This is a genomic window from Saccharothrix sp. ST-888, assembly GCF_000955975.1.
In the GTDB taxonomy this organism is placed as follows: domain Bacteria; phylum Actinomycetota; class Actinomycetes; order Streptomycetales; family Streptomycetaceae; genus Kitasatospora.
The window spans coordinates 1-16,683 of record NZ_JYJF01000041.1 but is presented as its reverse complement, the minus strand read 5'-3'; the positions used below and the strand labels follow the sequence as shown (position 1 = coordinate 16,683).

At 72.5% G+C, this 16,683-nt stretch carries 14 protein-coding genes; 10 read left to right on the top strand and 4 right to left on the bottom strand.

What is annotated here, in order from left to right; all coding sequences use genetic code 11:
- Positions 1 to 104: 104 nt before the first annotated feature.
- Complete coding sequence (locus tag UK12_RS15375) at positions 105 to 377, bottom strand: LysR family transcriptional regulator (RefSeq protein WP_045303525.1); 273 nt, start codon at positions 375 to 377, stop codon at positions 105 to 107.
- 142 nt (positions 378 to 519) lie between these two features.
- A complete protein-coding gene (locus UK12_RS41280; RefSeq protein WP_052681902.1) occupies positions 520 to 1,428 on the bottom strand; it encodes an ATP-binding protein in 909 nt (302 codons plus the stop codon).
- Positions 1,429 to 1,658: 230 nt separating this feature from the next.
- On the opposite strand from UK12_RS41280, the gene UK12_RS15365 reads away from it, so the two are divergent.
- From UK12_RS15365 to UK12_RS15325, 9 genes are all read left to right on the top strand, one after another.
- Positions 1,659 to 2,477: a hypothetical protein gene (locus UK12_RS15365; RefSeq protein WP_052681901.1), complete on the top strand. Its 819-nt coding sequence runs from the start codon at positions 1,659 to 1,661 to the stop codon at positions 2,475 to 2,477.
- Positions 2,478 to 2,770: 293 nt separating this feature from the next.
- Positions 2,771 to 3,520: a YcnI family copper-binding membrane protein gene (locus UK12_RS15360; RefSeq protein ID WP_045303524.1), complete on the top strand. Its 750-nt coding sequence runs from the start codon at positions 2,771 to 2,773 to the stop codon at positions 3,518 to 3,520.
- A gap of 81 nt (positions 3,521 to 3,601) precedes the next feature.
- Positions 3,602 to 4,309 carry an SCO family protein gene (locus tag UK12_RS15355; RefSeq protein WP_045303552.1) on the top strand — a complete coding sequence of 236 codons (708 nt, stop codon included), beginning with the start codon at positions 3,602 to 3,604 and terminating at the stop codon, positions 4,307 to 4,309.
- A gap of 76 nt (positions 4,310 to 4,385) precedes the next feature.
- Positions 4,386 to 4,865: a copper chaperone PCu(A)C gene (locus tag UK12_RS15350; RefSeq protein WP_045303551.1), complete on the top strand. Its 480-nt coding sequence runs from the start codon at positions 4,386 to 4,388 to the stop codon at positions 4,863 to 4,865.
- Positions 4,866 to 4,872: 7 nt separating this feature from the next.
- Positions 4,873 to 6,963: a copper resistance CopC/CopD family protein gene (locus tag UK12_RS15345; RefSeq protein ID WP_045303523.1), complete on the top strand. Its 2,091-nt coding sequence runs from the start codon at positions 4,873 to 4,875 to the stop codon at positions 6,961 to 6,963.
- 5 nt (positions 6,964 to 6,968) lie between these two features.
- A complete protein-coding gene (gene efeB, locus UK12_RS15340; protein ID WP_082119645.1) occupies positions 6,969 to 8,255 on the top strand; it encodes an iron uptake transporter deferrochelatase/peroxidase subunit in 1,287 nt (428 codons plus the stop codon).
- A gap of 128 nt (positions 8,256 to 8,383) precedes the next feature.
- Positions 8,384 to 9,319, top strand: coding sequence for a prephenate dehydratase (gene pheA, locus UK12_RS15335; protein WP_045303522.1), 936 nt, complete (start codon positions 8,384 to 8,386; stop codon positions 9,317 to 9,319).
- Positions 9,320 to 10,169: 850 nt separating this feature from the next.
- A complete protein-coding gene (gene serS / locus UK12_RS15330; protein ID WP_045303521.1) occupies positions 10,170 to 11,447 on the top strand; it encodes a serine--tRNA ligase in 1,278 nt (425 codons plus the stop codon).
- Positions 11,448 to 11,517: 70 nt separating this feature from the next.
- Positions 11,518 to 12,366, top strand: a complete 849-nt coding sequence (locus tag UK12_RS15325; protein WP_045303520.1) for an HAD family hydrolase — start codon at positions 11,518 to 11,520, stop codon at positions 12,364 to 12,366.
- A 132-nt stretch (positions 12,367 to 12,498) separates the two neighbouring features.
- Here the strand turns inward: UK12_RS15325 and UK12_RS15320 are convergent, their stop codons facing one another.
- Together UK12_RS15320 and UK12_RS15315 are read right to left on the bottom strand one after the other, a co-directional pair.
- Positions 12,499 to 14,286 carry an LCP family protein gene (locus UK12_RS15320; RefSeq protein WP_045303519.1) on the bottom strand — a complete coding sequence of 596 codons (1,788 nt, stop codon included), beginning with the start codon at positions 14,284 to 14,286 and terminating at the stop codon, positions 12,499 to 12,501.
- Positions 14,287 to 14,522: 236 nt separating this feature from the next.
- Positions 14,523 to 15,482 (bottom strand): sporulation protein, encoded by a 960-nt coding sequence (locus tag UK12_RS15315; RefSeq protein ID WP_045303518.1) that lies wholly within the window; start codon positions 15,480 to 15,482, stop codon positions 14,523 to 14,525.
- Positions 15,483 to 15,721: 239 nt separating this feature from the next.
- Between UK12_RS15315 and UK12_RS15310 the strand changes: the two genes are divergently transcribed.
- A complete protein-coding gene (locus UK12_RS15310; protein WP_045303517.1) occupies positions 15,722 to 16,456 on the top strand; it encodes a FadR/GntR family transcriptional regulator in 735 nt (244 codons plus the stop codon).
- The last annotated feature ends 227 nt before the right edge of the window (positions 16,457 to 16,683 follow it).

Below are 16,683 nucleotides of genomic sequence, written 5' to 3'. Positions count from 1 at the left end.
TCGGCCGACGGGGGAACCGTCCTGACTCCTTCGCCAAGAGATAAACATACCCGCCGAGCTGTTTACTCTTCGGATCGGAAGCTTCGATGCCCTCCGGCGGTCGGCTACGGACGGGTCCCCGCAGCGGCCGCCACCTGCTCTTGCGCGGCATCGGCCGTCCGGAGTATCTGCGCGGCGTACGGCAGCAGGCAGCGGCCCGCCGGAGTGAGGACGATCTGGCGACAGCTCCGGTCGAAGAGCTGAGCCCCCAGCGCCTCCTCCAGTCGCTGGATCTGGGCGGTGACGCTCGACTGCGCGTAGTGGAGGTTCCGCGCCGCCCTGGTGAAACTCAGCTGGGCCGCTACCTCGCAGAACGCGCGCAACTGCTGGAGCTGCACGGCGTGGCTCCTTCCTGCAACCACGGTGGGCCGATCGCGCAGATAATACCAGTCAGGCGGTTTGTTTTTAGGATTCGTACGAGCCTTTGCAGAAATCCCGGCCACCGGCCCTCGCTCCCGCCGCAGGCGGGAGCGCGAGCACTCAGGAGACCGCCCGCAGCAGCGACCCGTCGCGCCGTTTGAGGATCTTGTCGAAGCTGACGATCGCTCCGCGCAGCGGGTGGTTCCGCAGCTGGACGTGGTCCGTGAGCGCATGGATCAGAAACAGTCCGCGCCCGCTCTCCGCGTCGAGCGCGGGCAGTTCGGGCCCGGGCTGGTCGAGCGCGGACTGATCGAGCGGGGACTGGTCAGACCCGGACTGCTCGGGTGCGCCGGCCTCCGACAGCGCTGCCGCCGCCCCGGCCAGGTCCGCGGGCCCGGACGCCCTGGGAGGGCCTGCGGCGTCCTGGAGTCCGAACAGCCCGTCCGTCGGCCCGCCGGACGGGCGGAGCGGCGGACAGGGCAGGACGTGCGTGTCGTACGGCGCGGGCCGGTCGGTGCGCCGGGGACGGTGCGCGGTCAGCACCGGCACCGAGAGGGCGGCCCGCCCCCGGCGGCCGCGCCGGTGTCCGACGGCCGGCCGGACGGCCCTGGCGGGCGACGCACCGGCCCGGCGCAGCACGGGCACGGCTCTCGGCAGCGCGGGCCGGGACGGCGCCGCTCCCGCCCCCAGGGCCGGCCCGGCAGCCGGGGCGGCCGGCAGCGCGGGCAGCACCGGAGCAGCGGGCAGCGCGGGCGGCAGGGCCGACCCAGGCAGTCCGGGACCGGAGTCCACCACCTCGACCCGCAGCCGGTCCCCGGTGATCGAGGCGGTCACCTGGAACCCGTCGTCGGGCCGTCCGCCCACCGCGTGCTCGACGGCGTTGGCGCAGGCCTCGGTGAGGGCGACCCCGAGGTCGTGCGCGACCTGGGGATCGACGTCGGCCGTGTCCATCGCGCTGAGCAGGATGCGCCGGGCGAGCGGGACGCTGGCCGGGTCGCGCTTGAGGTGCAGAGTCCACCAGATGTCCACGGGAGGTCCCTCCTGGCTGCGGCTCCACATAGAACTAGGTATCTCCGGACGATCCCACGACGAACCGTGGGCTGCGTCCGGGACCGCCCGTTCGGCGGATGGACGGGGGCAGCAGCCTGTGCCGGGCGGCGCACTGCGCGGGTCGCGCGCCGGGGCCGAACGGGCCAATCTGACGCATTGGCGGCCCCTCTCTGGGCCGTCGTTGTAGGCGGTGAGATGATGTCCCGGCCATGACCGACCACCACGCCGCCCCGCGCGCAGGCGCCGCCGCCCCGGATGTCCGGGAACCGGCCGCGGCCTGGGACCTGCGGGTGGCACGGGCGGTTCCGTTCGCCCTGGTCTGCACGCTGATCGCGGCGGCCGGGCACGCCATGGTCGGCGGCGGGGACGTCGCCCTGCCCGCGCTCGCGCTCGGCTTCGCCGCGGTCTGCCTGCCGGCGGCCCTGCTCGGTGGACGCGAGCGCTCGCTGCCCGCCATCGCCGCCGCGCTCGGCGCCGGACAGCTCGGACTGCACCTCCTCTTCCACAGCGTCGGTTCGCCTGCCGCGATGGCCGCTATGCACACCGGTGCCGGTGCCGGCGGCCCGCTGACGCTGCCGCAGGTGGCCGGGCGGCTGATCTGCGACGACTCCGGGCGCGCCGGGCTCACCGTCGTCCCGTTGGACTACTCCCCCGAACAGCTGGTCAGCGCCGCGGGGCTCGACCCGCAGGCGTACCCGGCCGCGCCGCACGAGGCACTGCTCGGGCTGACGCCCTCGATGCTGCTGGGCCACCTCGCCGCCGCCGTGGTGGCGGGCTGGTGGCTGCGGCGCGGCGAGGCCGCGCTGTGGCAGCTGCTCCGGGTGACGGCCACGGCGGCGCAGGAGTGCGCCGCACCGCTGCGGACGGCGTTCGCGCTGCTCACGGCGGTGCTGCTGGGTGCCGCCGCCGAGCGGCGGCCGGTCCGGGGCGCCCGTGGCCGGGCCGAGGACTGGCGGCTGCCGGTCACCACCGCGCTGCGGCACAGCGTGATCCGGCGGGGTCCGCCGGTGGCGGCCTTCGCGCACTGAGTCCTCCCTCCTCCTGCCGCCGCGGCTGCGGCTGCGGTCTTGGGACCGGCGGGGAGCTCCGGGCGCGCCCGCGCGCCGCCACGTCCCGTGCAACGCCACGAGTCCCGACCGGTACGAGCCGTACGAACCCGTACGAGCCCGCCGTCCGAGTCCCGGACCGTACGCACTCGGTACGTCACCAGCGGCGCGGCCGTACGCCACCAGGGCGTCACGGCGTCGTCACCACAGCCCCCGCGCCCGTGCGCCGCCGCTGCGGCCCGCGCACGCGCCCCTCTCCGTTGGAGATCATCCCGATGCGTATCACTCCTGCTCGCCGGATCGCCGGTGTCACCGCTGCCGCCGCCACCGCCGTGATCGCCTTCGCCGTCCCGGCCTTCGCGCACGTCACCGTGCAGCCGGGCACCGCCCAGCAGGGCGACTACACCGCCGTCGCCTTCCGGGTGCCGGACGAGAGTGACACCGCCTCCACCGTGAAGCTGGAGGTCAACCTGCCGATGGACCACCCGATGGCCTCGGTGCGCGTCCTGCCGCTGCCGGGCTGGACCGCCGTCCTGGAGAAGTCGAAGCTCGACAAGCCGCTGAAGTCGCACGGCCAGGACATCACCGAGGCCGTCTCCAAGATCACCTGGACCGCCGACGGCAGTGCCAAGATCGCCCCTGGCCAGTTCCAGGAGTTCAAGGTCTCGCTCGGCGCCCTGCCGGCCGACACCGACAAGCTGACCTTCAAGGCGCTCCAGACGTACGACAACGGCGACATCGTCCGCTGGATCGACGAGGCCAAGGAGGGCCAGGCCGAGCCGGCCCACCCGGCCCCGACGCTGACCCTCACCAAGGCCCCCGCCGCCGCCGGGGACCACCACGGCGGCGCCGTCGGTGCTGCCTCCGCAGGCGCCTCGCAGGACGACAAGGCCGACAACCAGGCCGCCAAGTCCTCGGACTCCACCGCCCGTACGCTCGGTGTGGTGGGCATCGTGGTCGGCGTGATCGGCGCCGCCCTCGGTGTTGCGGGCCTGCGCCGCAAGAGCAGCGGCACCGCCTCCTGAGACCGGCCGGGCGAGGGGCCGCGCACACCGCGGCGCGGCCCCTCGCCCGGCAGCACCACGCAGATGATCGGACCCACCGCCATGCCACGTCCCACCACCGGAACCACCACCGCCGCGACCAGCTCCCGGGGCACCACCCGCCGGGCGTTCGGCGCCGCCGCCCTCGGGCTAGCCGCCACCCTCGCCCTGACCGCCTGCGGCTCCGGCGGCGGCAGCACCGACGGCGCCGCCAAGGTCGTCAAGGAGACCAGCAACTCCCCGTACCAGGGCACCGTGCTGGCCAAGCAGTTCGAGAAGCCCGAGCTGGTGCTCGACGACACCTCGGGCCAGCCCTTCGACCTGCGCAAGCAGACCGCCGGGCACTCCACGCTGCTCTTCTTCGGCTACACCAGCTGCCCCGACGTCTGCCCGACCACCATGGGCGACATCGGCGTCGCGATGGCCGCGCTGTCCCCCGAGGAGCAGAAGAAGATCGACGTGGTCTTCGTCTCCACCGACCCCGAGCGCGACACCCCCAAGGTGCTGCGGACCTGGCTGGACTCGATGGGCAAGAACTTCATCGGGCTGACCGGCGACCTGAACAAGGTCAAGGCCGCCGCCAAGACGCTCGGCGTGATGGTCGAGGACCCGATCGTCAACAAGGACGGCAGCGTCACCTCCAGCCACGGCGCCCAGGTGCTCGCCTTCATGCCCTCCGACGACAAGGCCCATGTGCTCTACCTGAGCAACAGCTCGGTCGACACCTACAAGCACGACCTGCCGCTGCTCGCCAAGGGGGTGCCCGCATGACCGGGCGCAGCAGGGCGGCCGAGTGCGGTGGGGTGACCGGCTGCGGTGGGCCGACCGGGCGATCCGGGGCGGCCCGATGAGCAGCCAGTTCCGCCGCAGCGCGCTGATCGGCGCCGGGGTGGCCACCGTGCTCACCGCCGGGACCATACTCGTCGCCTGCGGCAGCGGCGGCGCAGGCGTCCAGAAGTCCGTGCTGACCGTCGCCGACTCCTACATCCCGCTCCCGGCCACCCCCGGCGGGATGGCCGCCGGGTACCTGACCGTCAAGAACACCGGCGGAGCCGCCGACCAACTGGTCAAGGTGTCCAGCCCGGCCGCCACCTCGGTGACCATGCACCGCTCCACCGACAGCACCATGCAGGAGGTCGACTCCCTCGACGTGCCCGCGCACGGCACGCTCGCGCTGGACCGGGGCGGCAACCACCTCATGATCATGGGCTGGGAGAAGGCCCCGGCCCTCGGCGACCGCCTGGAACTCGACCTGACCTTCGCCAAGGGGAACACCATCTCCGTCCAGGTGCCGGTCAAACCCCTCACCTACCGACCGGGAAGCTGACCGCGACATGTTGAAGAGACTCGGTGCGCTGGTGACGGCCCTCGGTGCCGCGCTCGTGCTGCTGCTGGGCACGGCCGGGCCGGCCGCCGCCCACGCGGCGCTGGTCACCACCGACCCCGCCCAGAACTCGGTGCTCCCGCAGGCGCCCGCCGCGGTGACGCTGACCTTCAGCGAGGGAGTCTCGCTCTCCTCCGACTCGGTCCGGGTGCTCAGCCCGGCCGGGAAGCAGGTCGACGCCGGTGACCCGGGCCACCTGGACGGCAGGACCGACACCGCCCGGGTCTCGCTCAACAGCGGCCTCCCCAACGGGACCTACACCGTCGCCTGGCGCGCGGTCTCGGAGGACTCGCACCCGGTCGGCGGTGCCTTCACCTTCTCGATCGGCGCCCCCTCCGCCACCTCGGTCTCCACCGGGGCACTGCAGAACGCCCGGGCCGACAGCCTGGTCGCCGCCGTCTACGGGCTCGGCCGGGTGGTCGCGTACGCCTCGTTCGCGCTGCTCGCCGGTGTGGCCGCCTTCGTCCTGATCTGCTGGCCCAAGGGCGCGGCGGTGCGGTCGGTGCAGCGGCTGCTGATGACCGGCTGGATCGGACTGCTCGCCGCCACCGTGGCGGTCCTGCTGCTGCGCGGCCCCTACGAGCGCGGCAGCGGCATCAGCGTGGCCTTCGACCTCTCCCTGGTGCGCAGCACCCTGGAGGAGCGGATCGGCACCGCGCTCTCCTCGCGGCTGCTGCTGCTCGCGGCGGGCGGGGTGTTCCTCTCGCTGCTGGTCGGGCAGCTGGGGCAGTCCGACGCATCGGCGCCGGACGACGCCGAAGGCACCGAGGCCACCGAAGGTGCCGCTGCTCGCACCGGGGCGGCCGGACCGACCGGGGACGCGGAGGAGGACGAGCTGCGCCGGCTGGAGCGGCTGGCCGCCGACCGGCCGCAGCGGGACGCCCGGCTCGGCCTCGGCATCGCGGGCCTGGTCCTCGCCACGGCACTGGCCGCCACCTGGGCCGCCGCCGACCACGCCGCGGTCGGCATCCAGGTCTGGCTGGCCCTGCCCCTCGGGATCCTGCACCTGCTGGCCATGGCGTTCTGGCTGGGCGGGCTGGCCACCCTGGTCGTCGGACTGCGCAACGGCCTGCCGGTCGCCGCCGTCGAACGCTTCTCCAAGCTCGCCCTCGGCGCCGTCTCGGCCCTCGCCGCCACCGGTCTCTACCAGTCCTGGCGCGGCGTCGGCTCCTGGGGCGCGCTGGTCGACACCGAGTACGGGCGGCTGCTGCTGGTGAAGATCGGCTGTGTGGTCGCGATGGTCGGCGTCGCCTGGATCTCCCGCGCCTGGGTCGCCCGCCTGCGCACGGGGGCAGCCGCCGAGGGCGCCACCGAGGACTTCGCCGAGGCCGAGGGCACCGCCGAGGTCACGGCCCCCGTCGGCGTGGGTGCGAGCGCCGGGGCCGACGGCGCCGACGGTTCCCCCGTGGACCCGGGTACGGCCGACGAGGCCGACGACCCCGTACGGCAGGCGCAGTTGGCCCGTCAGCAGGCGGCTCGCAGGACGGCCAGCGTCCAGCGGGCTCAGGACGGGCCGCCGGCCCGAGCGGGGCTGCGCCGTTCGGTGCTGGTCGAGAGCGCCGTCGCGGTGGTCGTCCTGGTGGTCACCACCCTGCTGACCAACTCCCCGCCCGGCCGGGTCGCCCAGGCCGCCACCGGCGGCAGCGCGACGGCGCCCCCGAACAGCGGCGCCACGGGAGCGTCCACCGCCCCCGGGAAGACGGTCGAGCTCAAGATCTCGTACGACACCGGCGGCAGGACCCCGAACGCCAGGGGGACCGCGACGGTGACCCTCAGCCCGGCCTCGGCCGGTCCCAACACCGTGAAGCTCAGCCTGGACGACTCCTCGGGTAAGCCCGCGGAGGTGCCCGAGCTGCAACTGGCCTTCACCCTGCCCGACCGGGACCTCGGCCCGCTGCCCGCGTCGCTCAACGCCGAAGGTCCGGGCCGCTGGTCCGGGACCGCCCAACTGCCGCTCACGGGCGACTGGGTGGTGTCGGTGACGGTCCGCTCCTCGGACATCGACCAGTCGACCGAGGTCAAGTCGCTCAAGATCGGGTGAACCGGATGACCGAACAGATCTCACCTCCCGCAGGGACGGACGAGCCCGTGGCCGTCCCGGCGGACGCACCCGCCGCCGCGGGCTTCTCCCGCCGTGCCCTGCTGGGCGGTGCGGGTGCCGGGCTCGCGGTCGGCGCCGGAGCGGGCGCACTCGGCGGCCGGGCGCTTGCCGCACCGCGCGGCGCGGGCGACGCGGCGAGCGCCCGGCAGCTCGGCCGGGCGGCTGTCCCGTTCCACGGAGCGCACCAGGCCGGGATCGTTCAGCCCGGCCAGGCGCGCGCCCAGCTGGCCGGGTTCGACCTGGCGCCCGGCGCGGGGCGGGACGGGCTGCGCCGCCTGCTGAAGAGCTGGTCCGAGACCGCCGCGCTGCTGGCGCGCGGGGAGCAGGCTGGGGCGCACGAGAACCAGATAGCGCTGGACGCGGGCCCCTGCGCGCTGACCGTCACCTTCGGCTTCGGATCCTCGCTCTTCGACAAGGCCGGCCTGACCGCCCGGCGCCCGCCCCAGCTCGACCCGCTGCCGGACTTCCCCGAGGACGCCATCGACCGCTCCCGCAGCGACGGCGACCTGTGGGTGCAGATCGGCGCGGACGACGCACTGGTCGCCTTCCACGCCCTGCGGGTCCTCCAGCAGCAGGCCGCCGGTCTGGCCACGCTCCGCTGGCAGATGTCCGGCTTCAGCCGGACGCCGGGCGCCACCGACCGCCCGATGACCGCCCGCAACCTGATGGGGCAGGTGGACGGCACCAACAACCCGAAGCCCGCCGAGCCCGACTTCGCCGCCAAGGTCTTCGCCGCCGGCCCCGACTGGCTGGCCGGCGGCACGTACGTGGTCTTCCGGCGGATCCGGATGCTCCTGGACAACTGGGAGAACCTGCCGACGGACCGTCAGGAACGGGTGATCGGCCGCCGGAAGGCGGACGGCGCGCCGCTCTCGGGCGGGACCGAGGCCACCCCCGTCGACCTGGCGAAGCAGAACGACGACGGGCTGCTCGCGATACCCGTGGACGCCCACATCAGGGTCGCCGCGCCCGCCTCCAACGGCGGGGCCGCCATGCTGCGCCGGGGGTTCTCCTACCAGGACGGGCTGCTGCCGGACGGTTCGCTCGACGCCGGACTGCTGTTCATCGCCTTCCAGGCCGACCCGGCGCACGGCTTCATACCCGTGCAGCGGCGGCTCTCCCGGGGGGACAGCCTCTCCCGCTTCCTGCGGCACGAGGCGAGCGGCCTGTACGCCGTGCTGCCGGGCGCCCCGGAAGGCGGCTACGTGGGGCAGGCCCTCCTGGAGGGCTGATCCCCCCGGGATGCCCGCTCCCCGCGGGGTTGTTCACGGACCGGAATCCGGCGCGGCTTTCCGGCCGGACTGGCTAAGGTGGCACGTCGAGCACGATCACGCACCACCCCTTTCGTACGGAGGCGGCAATGTCGGCCACCCGCTACACCTATCTCGGGCCCGCGGGCACCTTCACGGAGGCCGCCCTGCGCACGCTGCCCGAGGCGGGCACCCGGGAGCTGGTGCCGGTCGCCTCGGTGCCGGCCGCGCTGGACGCCGTCCGGGCCGGGGAGGCTGCCGGGGCCTTCGTCCCGGTGGAGAACTCGGTCGAGGGCGCGGTGACCGCGACCAGTGACGAGCTGGCCTCCGGTAAGCCGCTGATGATCTACCGCGAGGTGCTGCTGCCGATCGCGTTCGCGCTGCTGGTCCGCCCCGGCACCACGCTGGCGGACGTCAAGACCGTCACCAGCCACCCGGTGGCGCAGCCCCAGGTCCGCCGCTGGCTCGCGGCCAACCTGCCGGACGCGCGCTGGGAGTCGGCGGCGTCCAACGCCGACGGCGCCCGGCTGGTCCAGGAGGGCCGCCACGACGGCGCCTTCGCAGGCGAGTTCGCCGCCCCGATCTACGGCCTGGACGTCCTGGTCAACGACATCCACGACGCCGAGAACGCGACCACCCGCTTCGTGCTGGTCGGCCGCCCCGGGCGGGTCTCCTCACCGACCGGTGCGGACAAGACCTCGATGGTGGTCTGGCTGCCGGACGACCACCCGGGTGCGCTGCTGGAGCTGCTGCAGGAGTTCGCGGTGCGCGGGGTGAACCTGATGCGGATCGAGTCCCGGCCGACCGGCGAGGGGCTGGGCAACTACTGCTTCCTGATCGACTGCGAGGGCCACCTGAGCGAGCGGCGGGTGAGCGAGGCCCTGATGGGCCTGCGGCGGATCTGCCCGCAGGTACGGTTCCTCGGTTCGTACCCCAGGGCCGACCACGGTGCCGCGACGCTGCAGCGGCCCGGCACCCGGGACGAGGACTTCAGCGAGGCCGCCGACTGGCTCTCGCGCTGCCTCGACGGCCGGGGCGAGCTCTGACCCACCCGCTGGACCCACCCATGGGCCGGCTCGCACAGTCTGCCGACCCGGCCTGGCTGACGAAGATCCATTCGGCGTGATCCACTCGGCGGCGTCCGCTCCGCGAGCACCGCAACCACTGGCCAGTTGCGATCGTTTTCACGAAAAATTCGGACATATCCGATGTGGTTCAGTCCAATTCGGTCATTTTTCGACCTGCCGGACACTTCACCCGCGCGGGCGCACGCGGGCGCACACAGTCGGTCGAGCGCTGCTGCGGCCGGGAGCCGGACCGGTCGGCATCATCCACAGGCTTGACCGTTCATCCACAGACCGAAGGGCCGCCGAGTTATCCACAGTTATCCACAGAGCTGGGGATGAATCGACAAACCGGCATATCCATCTCCAGAGCCGGTCAGATCATCGGCTAGGTGACCAGGAGTGACTAATCGGCCCAGAGTCACCCTTCTTCCATCAAATCACCTGTCCGAGTGAGCGAATTCCCTCACCCGAGAAGGCGAACCGAGGTTTGAAACCTCAATTCCCCGGTCGATTGCACCGAGAACCTTCACCAGCCAACCATCCACAGGCCCAGTGGCGAGCCTGTGGACAGAGCGTCCGAAGCCGGGTTCGAGCCCGCCGTCCACAGTAGTTATCCACAGGTCGGCGTACGTTATCCCCAGGCCGATCCACCGGCTCCGGCGATGCCGGGCCGCGCTCCGGAACCGCCCGCCGCCTGGCCGGAGGCAGGATCCCAGACAACCGGACGGACGGCGACCCGGCCGACAGCGCGCGGCGGCCCGGCAGCCGACGGTCACGACGCGCCAAAACCGGTTCCTGAGAGCGCTCCCCTCCCCGGTAGGCTGGCCCCGTGATTGACCTTCGCCTGCTTCGTGAGGACCCTGACCGAGTACGCGCCTCGCAGCGCGTCCGTGGCGAGGACGTCGACCTGGTCGACGCCCTCCTCTCCGCCGACGAACGGCGCCGGTCCTCGGGCAGTCGCTTCGACGAACTGCGCAACGAGCAGAAGACGCTCGGCAAGCAGATCCCCAAGGCCCAGGGCGACGAGAAGGCCGCGCTGCTGGCACGCGCCGGTGAGCTGGCCGCTGCGGTCAAGGCCGCCGACGCCGAGCAGAGCGAGGCCAAGGAAGAGGCCGACCGCCTGGTCCGCTCGCTCGCCAACCTGATCGACCCCGCCGCCCCGGTGGGCGGCGAGGAGGACTTCGTCACCCTCGAGGAGATCGGCACCCCGCGCGACTTCGCGGCCGAGGGCTTCGAGCCCAAGGACCACGTCGAGCTGGGCCAGATCCTCGGCGCGATCGACACCGAGCGCGGCGCCAAGGTCGCCGGCGCCCGCTCCTACTACCTGACCGGTGTCGGCGCGCTGCTGGAGCTCGCCCTGGTCAACATGGCGATGGCGCAGGCCACCGAGGCCGGCTTCATCCCGATGATCACCCCGGCCCTGGTCCGCCCGGCCGCCATGGACGGCACCGGCTTCCTCGGCCAGGCCGCGGAGAACGTCTACCACCTCCCCGAGGAGGACCGGTACCTGGTCGGCACCAGCGAGGTCCCGCTGGCCGCGTACCACATGGACGAGATCCTCGACGCCGAGAAGCTCCCGCTGCGCTACGCCGGGTTCTCCTCCTGCTTCCGCCGCGAGGCGGGCACCTATGGCAAGGACACCCGCGGCATCATCCGCGTCCACCAGTTCGAGAAGGTGGAGATGTTCGTCTACACCACGCCGGAGGACGCGGAGGCCGAGCACCGCCGCCTGCTCCAGTGGGAGAAGGACTTCCTCGACGCCCTCGAACTCCCGTACCGGGTGATCGACGTCGCCTCCGGCGACCTCGGCACCTCGGCGGCGCGCAAGTTCGACATCGAGGCCTGGATCCCGACCCAGGGCAAGTACCGCGAGGTCACCTCCACCTCGAACACCACCGAGTACCAGGCCCGCCGCCTCTCCATCCGGCTGCGCGAGGAGGGCAACAAGGTCCGCCCGCTGGCCACGCTGAACGGCACCCTGGTCGCCGTCCCGCGCACCATCGTGGCGATCCTGGAGAACCACCAGCAGGCCGACGGCTCGGTCGTCGTCCCCGCGGCGCTCCGCCCCTTCCTCGGCGGACGCACCGTGCTGGAGCCCATCAAGTAGGCACCACCGTCCGGCAGTTGGAACGTACCGGCCGGACGTACGCAAGTAACTCCCGGGAGACGTACGGCAGATGAGCACTGCAAGCCACCGACCCGACGTCTCCCCCGGTGGCGACCTGCCCTACCGGCTGGTCGCCACCGACCTCGACGGCACCCTGCTGACCTCGGCCGAGACCGTCTCCGAGCGGACCCGCGCCGCGCTGGCGGCCACCGTCGCCGCCGGGGCGCTGCACATCATCGTCACCGGCCGCTCGGCCACCTGGGCCCGCCCGGTCTTCGACGCGATCGGCTACACCGGGATAGCCGTCTGCGGGCAGGGCGCCCAGGTCTACCACGCGGGCGAGCACCGGCTGCTCACCTCGCTCACCCTGGACCGGAAGCTCGCCGCTCTGGCGCTCGGCAAGATCGAGGCCGAGGTCGGCCCGCTCGCGGTGGCCGCCAACCAGGACGGCCTGGACGGCGCCGTACTGGCCGGTCCCGGGTACCGGCTGCAGATCGGCAGCGACCTGCCGATCGTCCGGGTGGACGCCGCCGAGCTGCTCAGTACGCCGATCAGCAAGCTCTACATCCAGCACCCGGACTTCGACGACGACGCGCTGGCGCAGATCGCCCAGCAGGTGGCGGGCGACCTGGTCGGCGTCACCATGGCCGGGGCGGGCGTGGTGGAGCTGCTGCCGGTCGGCCTCAGCAAGGCCACCGGCCTGGCGGTCGCCGCCAACCGGCTCGGGGTGAAGTCCCGGCAGACCATCGCGTTCGGCGACATGCCCAACGACGTGCCGATGTTCGCCTGGGCCGCCCACGGGGTGGCCATGGCCAACGCCCACGAGCAGCTGCTGGCGGTCGCCGACGAGGTCACCGTCAGCAATGACGAGGACGGCGTCGCCCTCGTCCTGGAGCGGCTCTTCCCGGCCGCCGGCTGACCGGAACTCGGCTGACCGGTACTCGGCCGGCTTTCGGGCTTTCGGCTTCCTGAACGGAGACGGACGGTGCCCCTCCTCAGAGCCGCAGGGCTCTGAGGAGGGGCACCGTCCGTGTGTTCAGCTGCCGCGTGTTCAGCTGCCGTACGAGACGTTGCTGCACGGGTCGTCGTCGGCCGAGCGGGCGTCGCCGCTGACGCTGGTCGGCAGCGGGCCCGGGGGCACGCTCGCCCCGCCGGAGGCGGCACCCGCGCCCGAACCGCCGTTGCCCGCCGCGTAGTCCTTGCCGAGGACCAGGCTGATACCCGCCTTGGCGACCGGCTCCAGCGTGGCACCGGGGAAGAGCGAGGCGACCGTCTGGGCCTTGGCCTTGTCGCCGGGGCCGTACTGGACCGAGGTGGTGGCGTGGTTCTGCGTGGAGGCGTTCGTCGTCACGGTGACGGTGAACTTGGAGTCCTTCAGCTTGGTCACCGCCGTGGTGGCCAGCCCCGGCGTGGTGGTGCCGTTGTAGACGCCGACCCGGATGCCGGCGCCGTCGACCGATGCGGGCGCGGCCTTGTCCTGGCTGTCGGCGGCCGGGGGCGTGGAGGCGTCGGCCGACGGGCTCGCGCTTGCGCTCGCACCGGCGCTCGCGTCCTCGCCGTCCAGCGTGCGGTCCGCCTTCAGCGCGGCGAAGAGCTGGTCGACGTCCGGGTGGACCAGGCCGACCCGGGCCCCCTCGAACTTCCAGGGGGTGGTGATGAACTTGATGTTGTGCAGATCGATGTTCTTCAACGACAGCGCGAAGGAGAGCAGCTTGTCCGCCGACCCGAGCCCCTCGTCGACGGTCAGCGACTTGGTCGCGGCGTCCGCCAGCGGGAGCAGGTTGGTCGGGCTCATGCCCTTGCCCTTGACATCCTTGATCAGCGCGGAGAGGAACGCCTGCTGGCGCTTCATCCGGCCGATGTCCGAGCCGTCGCCGACACCGTGCCGGAGCCGGACGTAGTCCAGCGCCTGCTGGCCCTGGACCGTCTGCTCGCCCTTGGGGAAGATCTGCTTGCCCTTGTGGCCGAGGTTGGGGTCGAGGTCGCCCTCGTAGACGGCGTTCGGCAGACAGACCGTGACACCGCCGATGGCGCTGGTCATCGCGGCGAAGCCCTCGAAGTTGACCACCATGGTGTGGTCGACCCGCAGGTTGGTCAGCTTCTCGACGGTGTTCTGGGTGCAGGCCGGGTTGCCCTGCTCGCTGTCGCCCACGGCGAAGGCGGAGTTGAACATGACCCCGTTCTCCTCCTTGGTCCACTTGCCGTTCGGCAGCTTGCAGGCGGGCCGGGTGACCAGGGCGTCGCGCGGGAACGATATGCCCACCGCGTGCTTGTGGTCGGCGTATATGTGCAACAGGATCGTGGTGTCCGAGCGCGCGCCGGAGTCCCCGCCGCCGCCCAGGTCCTTGTTGCCGCCGCTGCGCGAGTCGGAGCCGATCAGCAGCACGTTGACCGGCCGGTTGCCGTTGGCGTCCGCGGCGCCCTGATCGGGGCGGTCCTTGCTGACGCCGTCCTGGCCGAAGGTGCTGATGTTGCCGTTGAGCTTCAGGTAGATCGCGCCGCCACCGGCGACCACCAGAGCCAGCGAGGTGGCCGCCACCCAGGCGATCACCTTCTTCTTGCTGCGCTTCTGCTTGCCGCGCGGCGCACCGCGGCCGGTCCCCCGGCCACCGCGACCGCCGCCGTCGCCGTCACCATTGCCGTTGCCGTTGCCGCCGCCGTTGCCACGTCGGGCCGCCGCCCGGCCGCCCGGCCTCGGGGCGTCGGAGTCAGCGGACCGGCGGCGCGGCGAGGGCACACCGTACGAGGCGTCGGCACCCTGACCTGGGCCGGAACCCTGTTCGCCGTCGCGCCACCAATCGGCGTCGTGACCGGACGCTCCCGCCCTCTGGCCTGACATACCCACACCCTTCACCAGACGGCAGGAACACAGCACACGGCAGACCCGCCATGCGCAGGAGCAACGCCCGGCTTCTGCCGAACGTGCCGTACCACCGTCCCGGTGGTACGCAGCTCTCGCACAGATATCCGCAGAGAGCTTCTGCGGAGCATATAAAGGCCACATGACGAAGTCACTGCCCGGGCTCCGGATTGCACGATCACTCACATAACGGGCACCTCATGAGCGACTTCCGGTCAGTCCTCGAAGGCGTCCTCGAAGACGTCTTCGAAGACCTCCTCCACCACTTCGTCCACGAGCTCCTCCACCGCCATGCCGCCGACGAAGCCCCCCGCCGCACCGGCGGCACCGGCCGCCAGCGCCCCGCCGATGCCTCCGCCGTGGCCCGAGCCGTGGTGGCCGTGGTGGCCGTCGTGGCCGGAGCCGTGGTCGGAGGAGGACGTGCGGTTCGCGAGTGCCTGCCGGAGCCAGCCGTCCACCGCGCCGGTCAGGTCCTGGTCTGCTGCGGCGTGGTCGAGGGCGTGGCGCTCGATCTGGTCGCCGCCGTGCCGGTCCAGCTCCAGCACCACCTCGACGCCGGCGGCCGAGGCGATGAAGGTCAGCTCCACCGCGCCGAACCGATGGGCGTACTGCGGCGCCGCGAGGTACTCGATCTCCTGGTAGAACGGCAGGCTCTGTCCGGTGTCCCGGATGTGGCCCGCCTCGAGGTCGGCGCTGTGGAAGCGGAACCCGAGCGCGTCGAAGCCCTCCAGCACCCGCCGCTGCACCGGCAGCGGCTCGACGCCCAGCGGGTCCGCGTCGCCCTTGTCACGGGCGCCGGCGATCTCCACTTCGGTCCGCACCCCGACGGCCATCCCGCGCACCTGCTGCCCGGCCACCGAGGTCACCGGCGTCTCGTACGGCACCGGGAGGGCGAACGGTATCGATCGCCGCTCACCGGCGGCCAGCTTCAGCGGGCCGCCGATGGGGTGGCGGGCGAAGACCGACAGGCCGTCGTGCTCACCCTCCTCGCTCTCGATCTCCACCCGCGCGACCAGGCTCAGGGTGATCCCGGTGATCTCGGCCTCGCGACTGCCACCGGTCAGTTCGACCTGGCCGTGGACCGTCCCGCCGGGCACGACGGTCGGCGTGGACAGGACGGTGTCGACGGCCGGGCCACCGACGCCGAGGGCACCGAGCAGCTTCTTGAACACCATGCGGGCGCGCTCCAGAGAGGAAGAGAAGGTCCGGGAAGGCGAACGGATCAACGTGGACCGCAGCGGAGCGGTTCCCCGGCCGACCCGGACCGGCCGGAGAGAAAGGCGATCAGGAACAGGAGCGGAAACGGGAGTGGAAACGTCACACAGGCAGTTGTAGGACAACCGGGCAAGTACTTGTAGGATGACCGGGCAAGAGGTTGTAGGACGACTCGTCACCGACCCGGAGGGAGCCCGGCATGGCCACTGCGAACAACGACGGTCTTCAGGTTGCCGGGCGGCGCTCGCTCGTCGACGCCACGATCGAGCAGCTGCGCGAGCAGCTGAGCGCGGGCACCTGGCCGGTCGGCGGAAAGATCCCGACCGAGCACGAGCTGGCCGAGCGCCTGCAGGTCGGGCGGAACACCGTGCGCGAGGCGATCCGGGTGCTGGTGCACGCCGGGATGCTGGTGTCGCGCCAGGGCGAGGGGACGTTCGTCCGGTCCACCAGCGACCCGGCCGCCGTGCTGCGCGGCGTGCAGCGCTCCGGTGTGCGGGACGTCCTGGAGGTCCGTGCCGCACTGGAGACCGAGGCGGCACGGCTCGCCGCCCTGCGGCACACCCCCGAGGACATCGCGCGGATGCGGGCCGCGCTGGCCCGCGAGGCCGAGGTGATCGCCTCCCAGCCGGAGCGGGCCGACCGGCAGGCCACGGTCGAGCACGACCTCGAGTTCCACACCGCCGTGGTGGAGGCCGCGCACAACCCCGCGCTCACCGAGGTGTACCGCTACTTCGGAGCCTCGGTGCACGAGTCGATGCGGACGGCCTTCGGTGACCACGAGATGCCCGAGGTGGTCGTCGCGACCCACGAGGCCCTGGTGGACGCGATCGAGAGCGGTGACCCCGAGCGTGCCGAGAGCGCGTGTCGCGAGCTGCTCGCGGAGCCGACGGCCGCCGTGGAGCAGCTGCTCGCCACCATCGCCGCGCGGAAGTAGCACCGGCAGCAGCCGGGAGCGCCGGTAGCGGCGCCCGGAACCACCCGCCGGGAGCAGCGGAGGCCCTGCCCCGCGCCCACACCTGTCTTCGTCGCCACCTTTCACCCTGTCCTGTTTCACCCTGTCCTGCCCGTGTCCTGCCCGGAGAGAAAGTCCGTCATGTCGGTCACCAGCGCCCAGCAGCCGGTCGTCAGCCCAGTAGTCCGTACTCGCACGAAGCTCGCCCA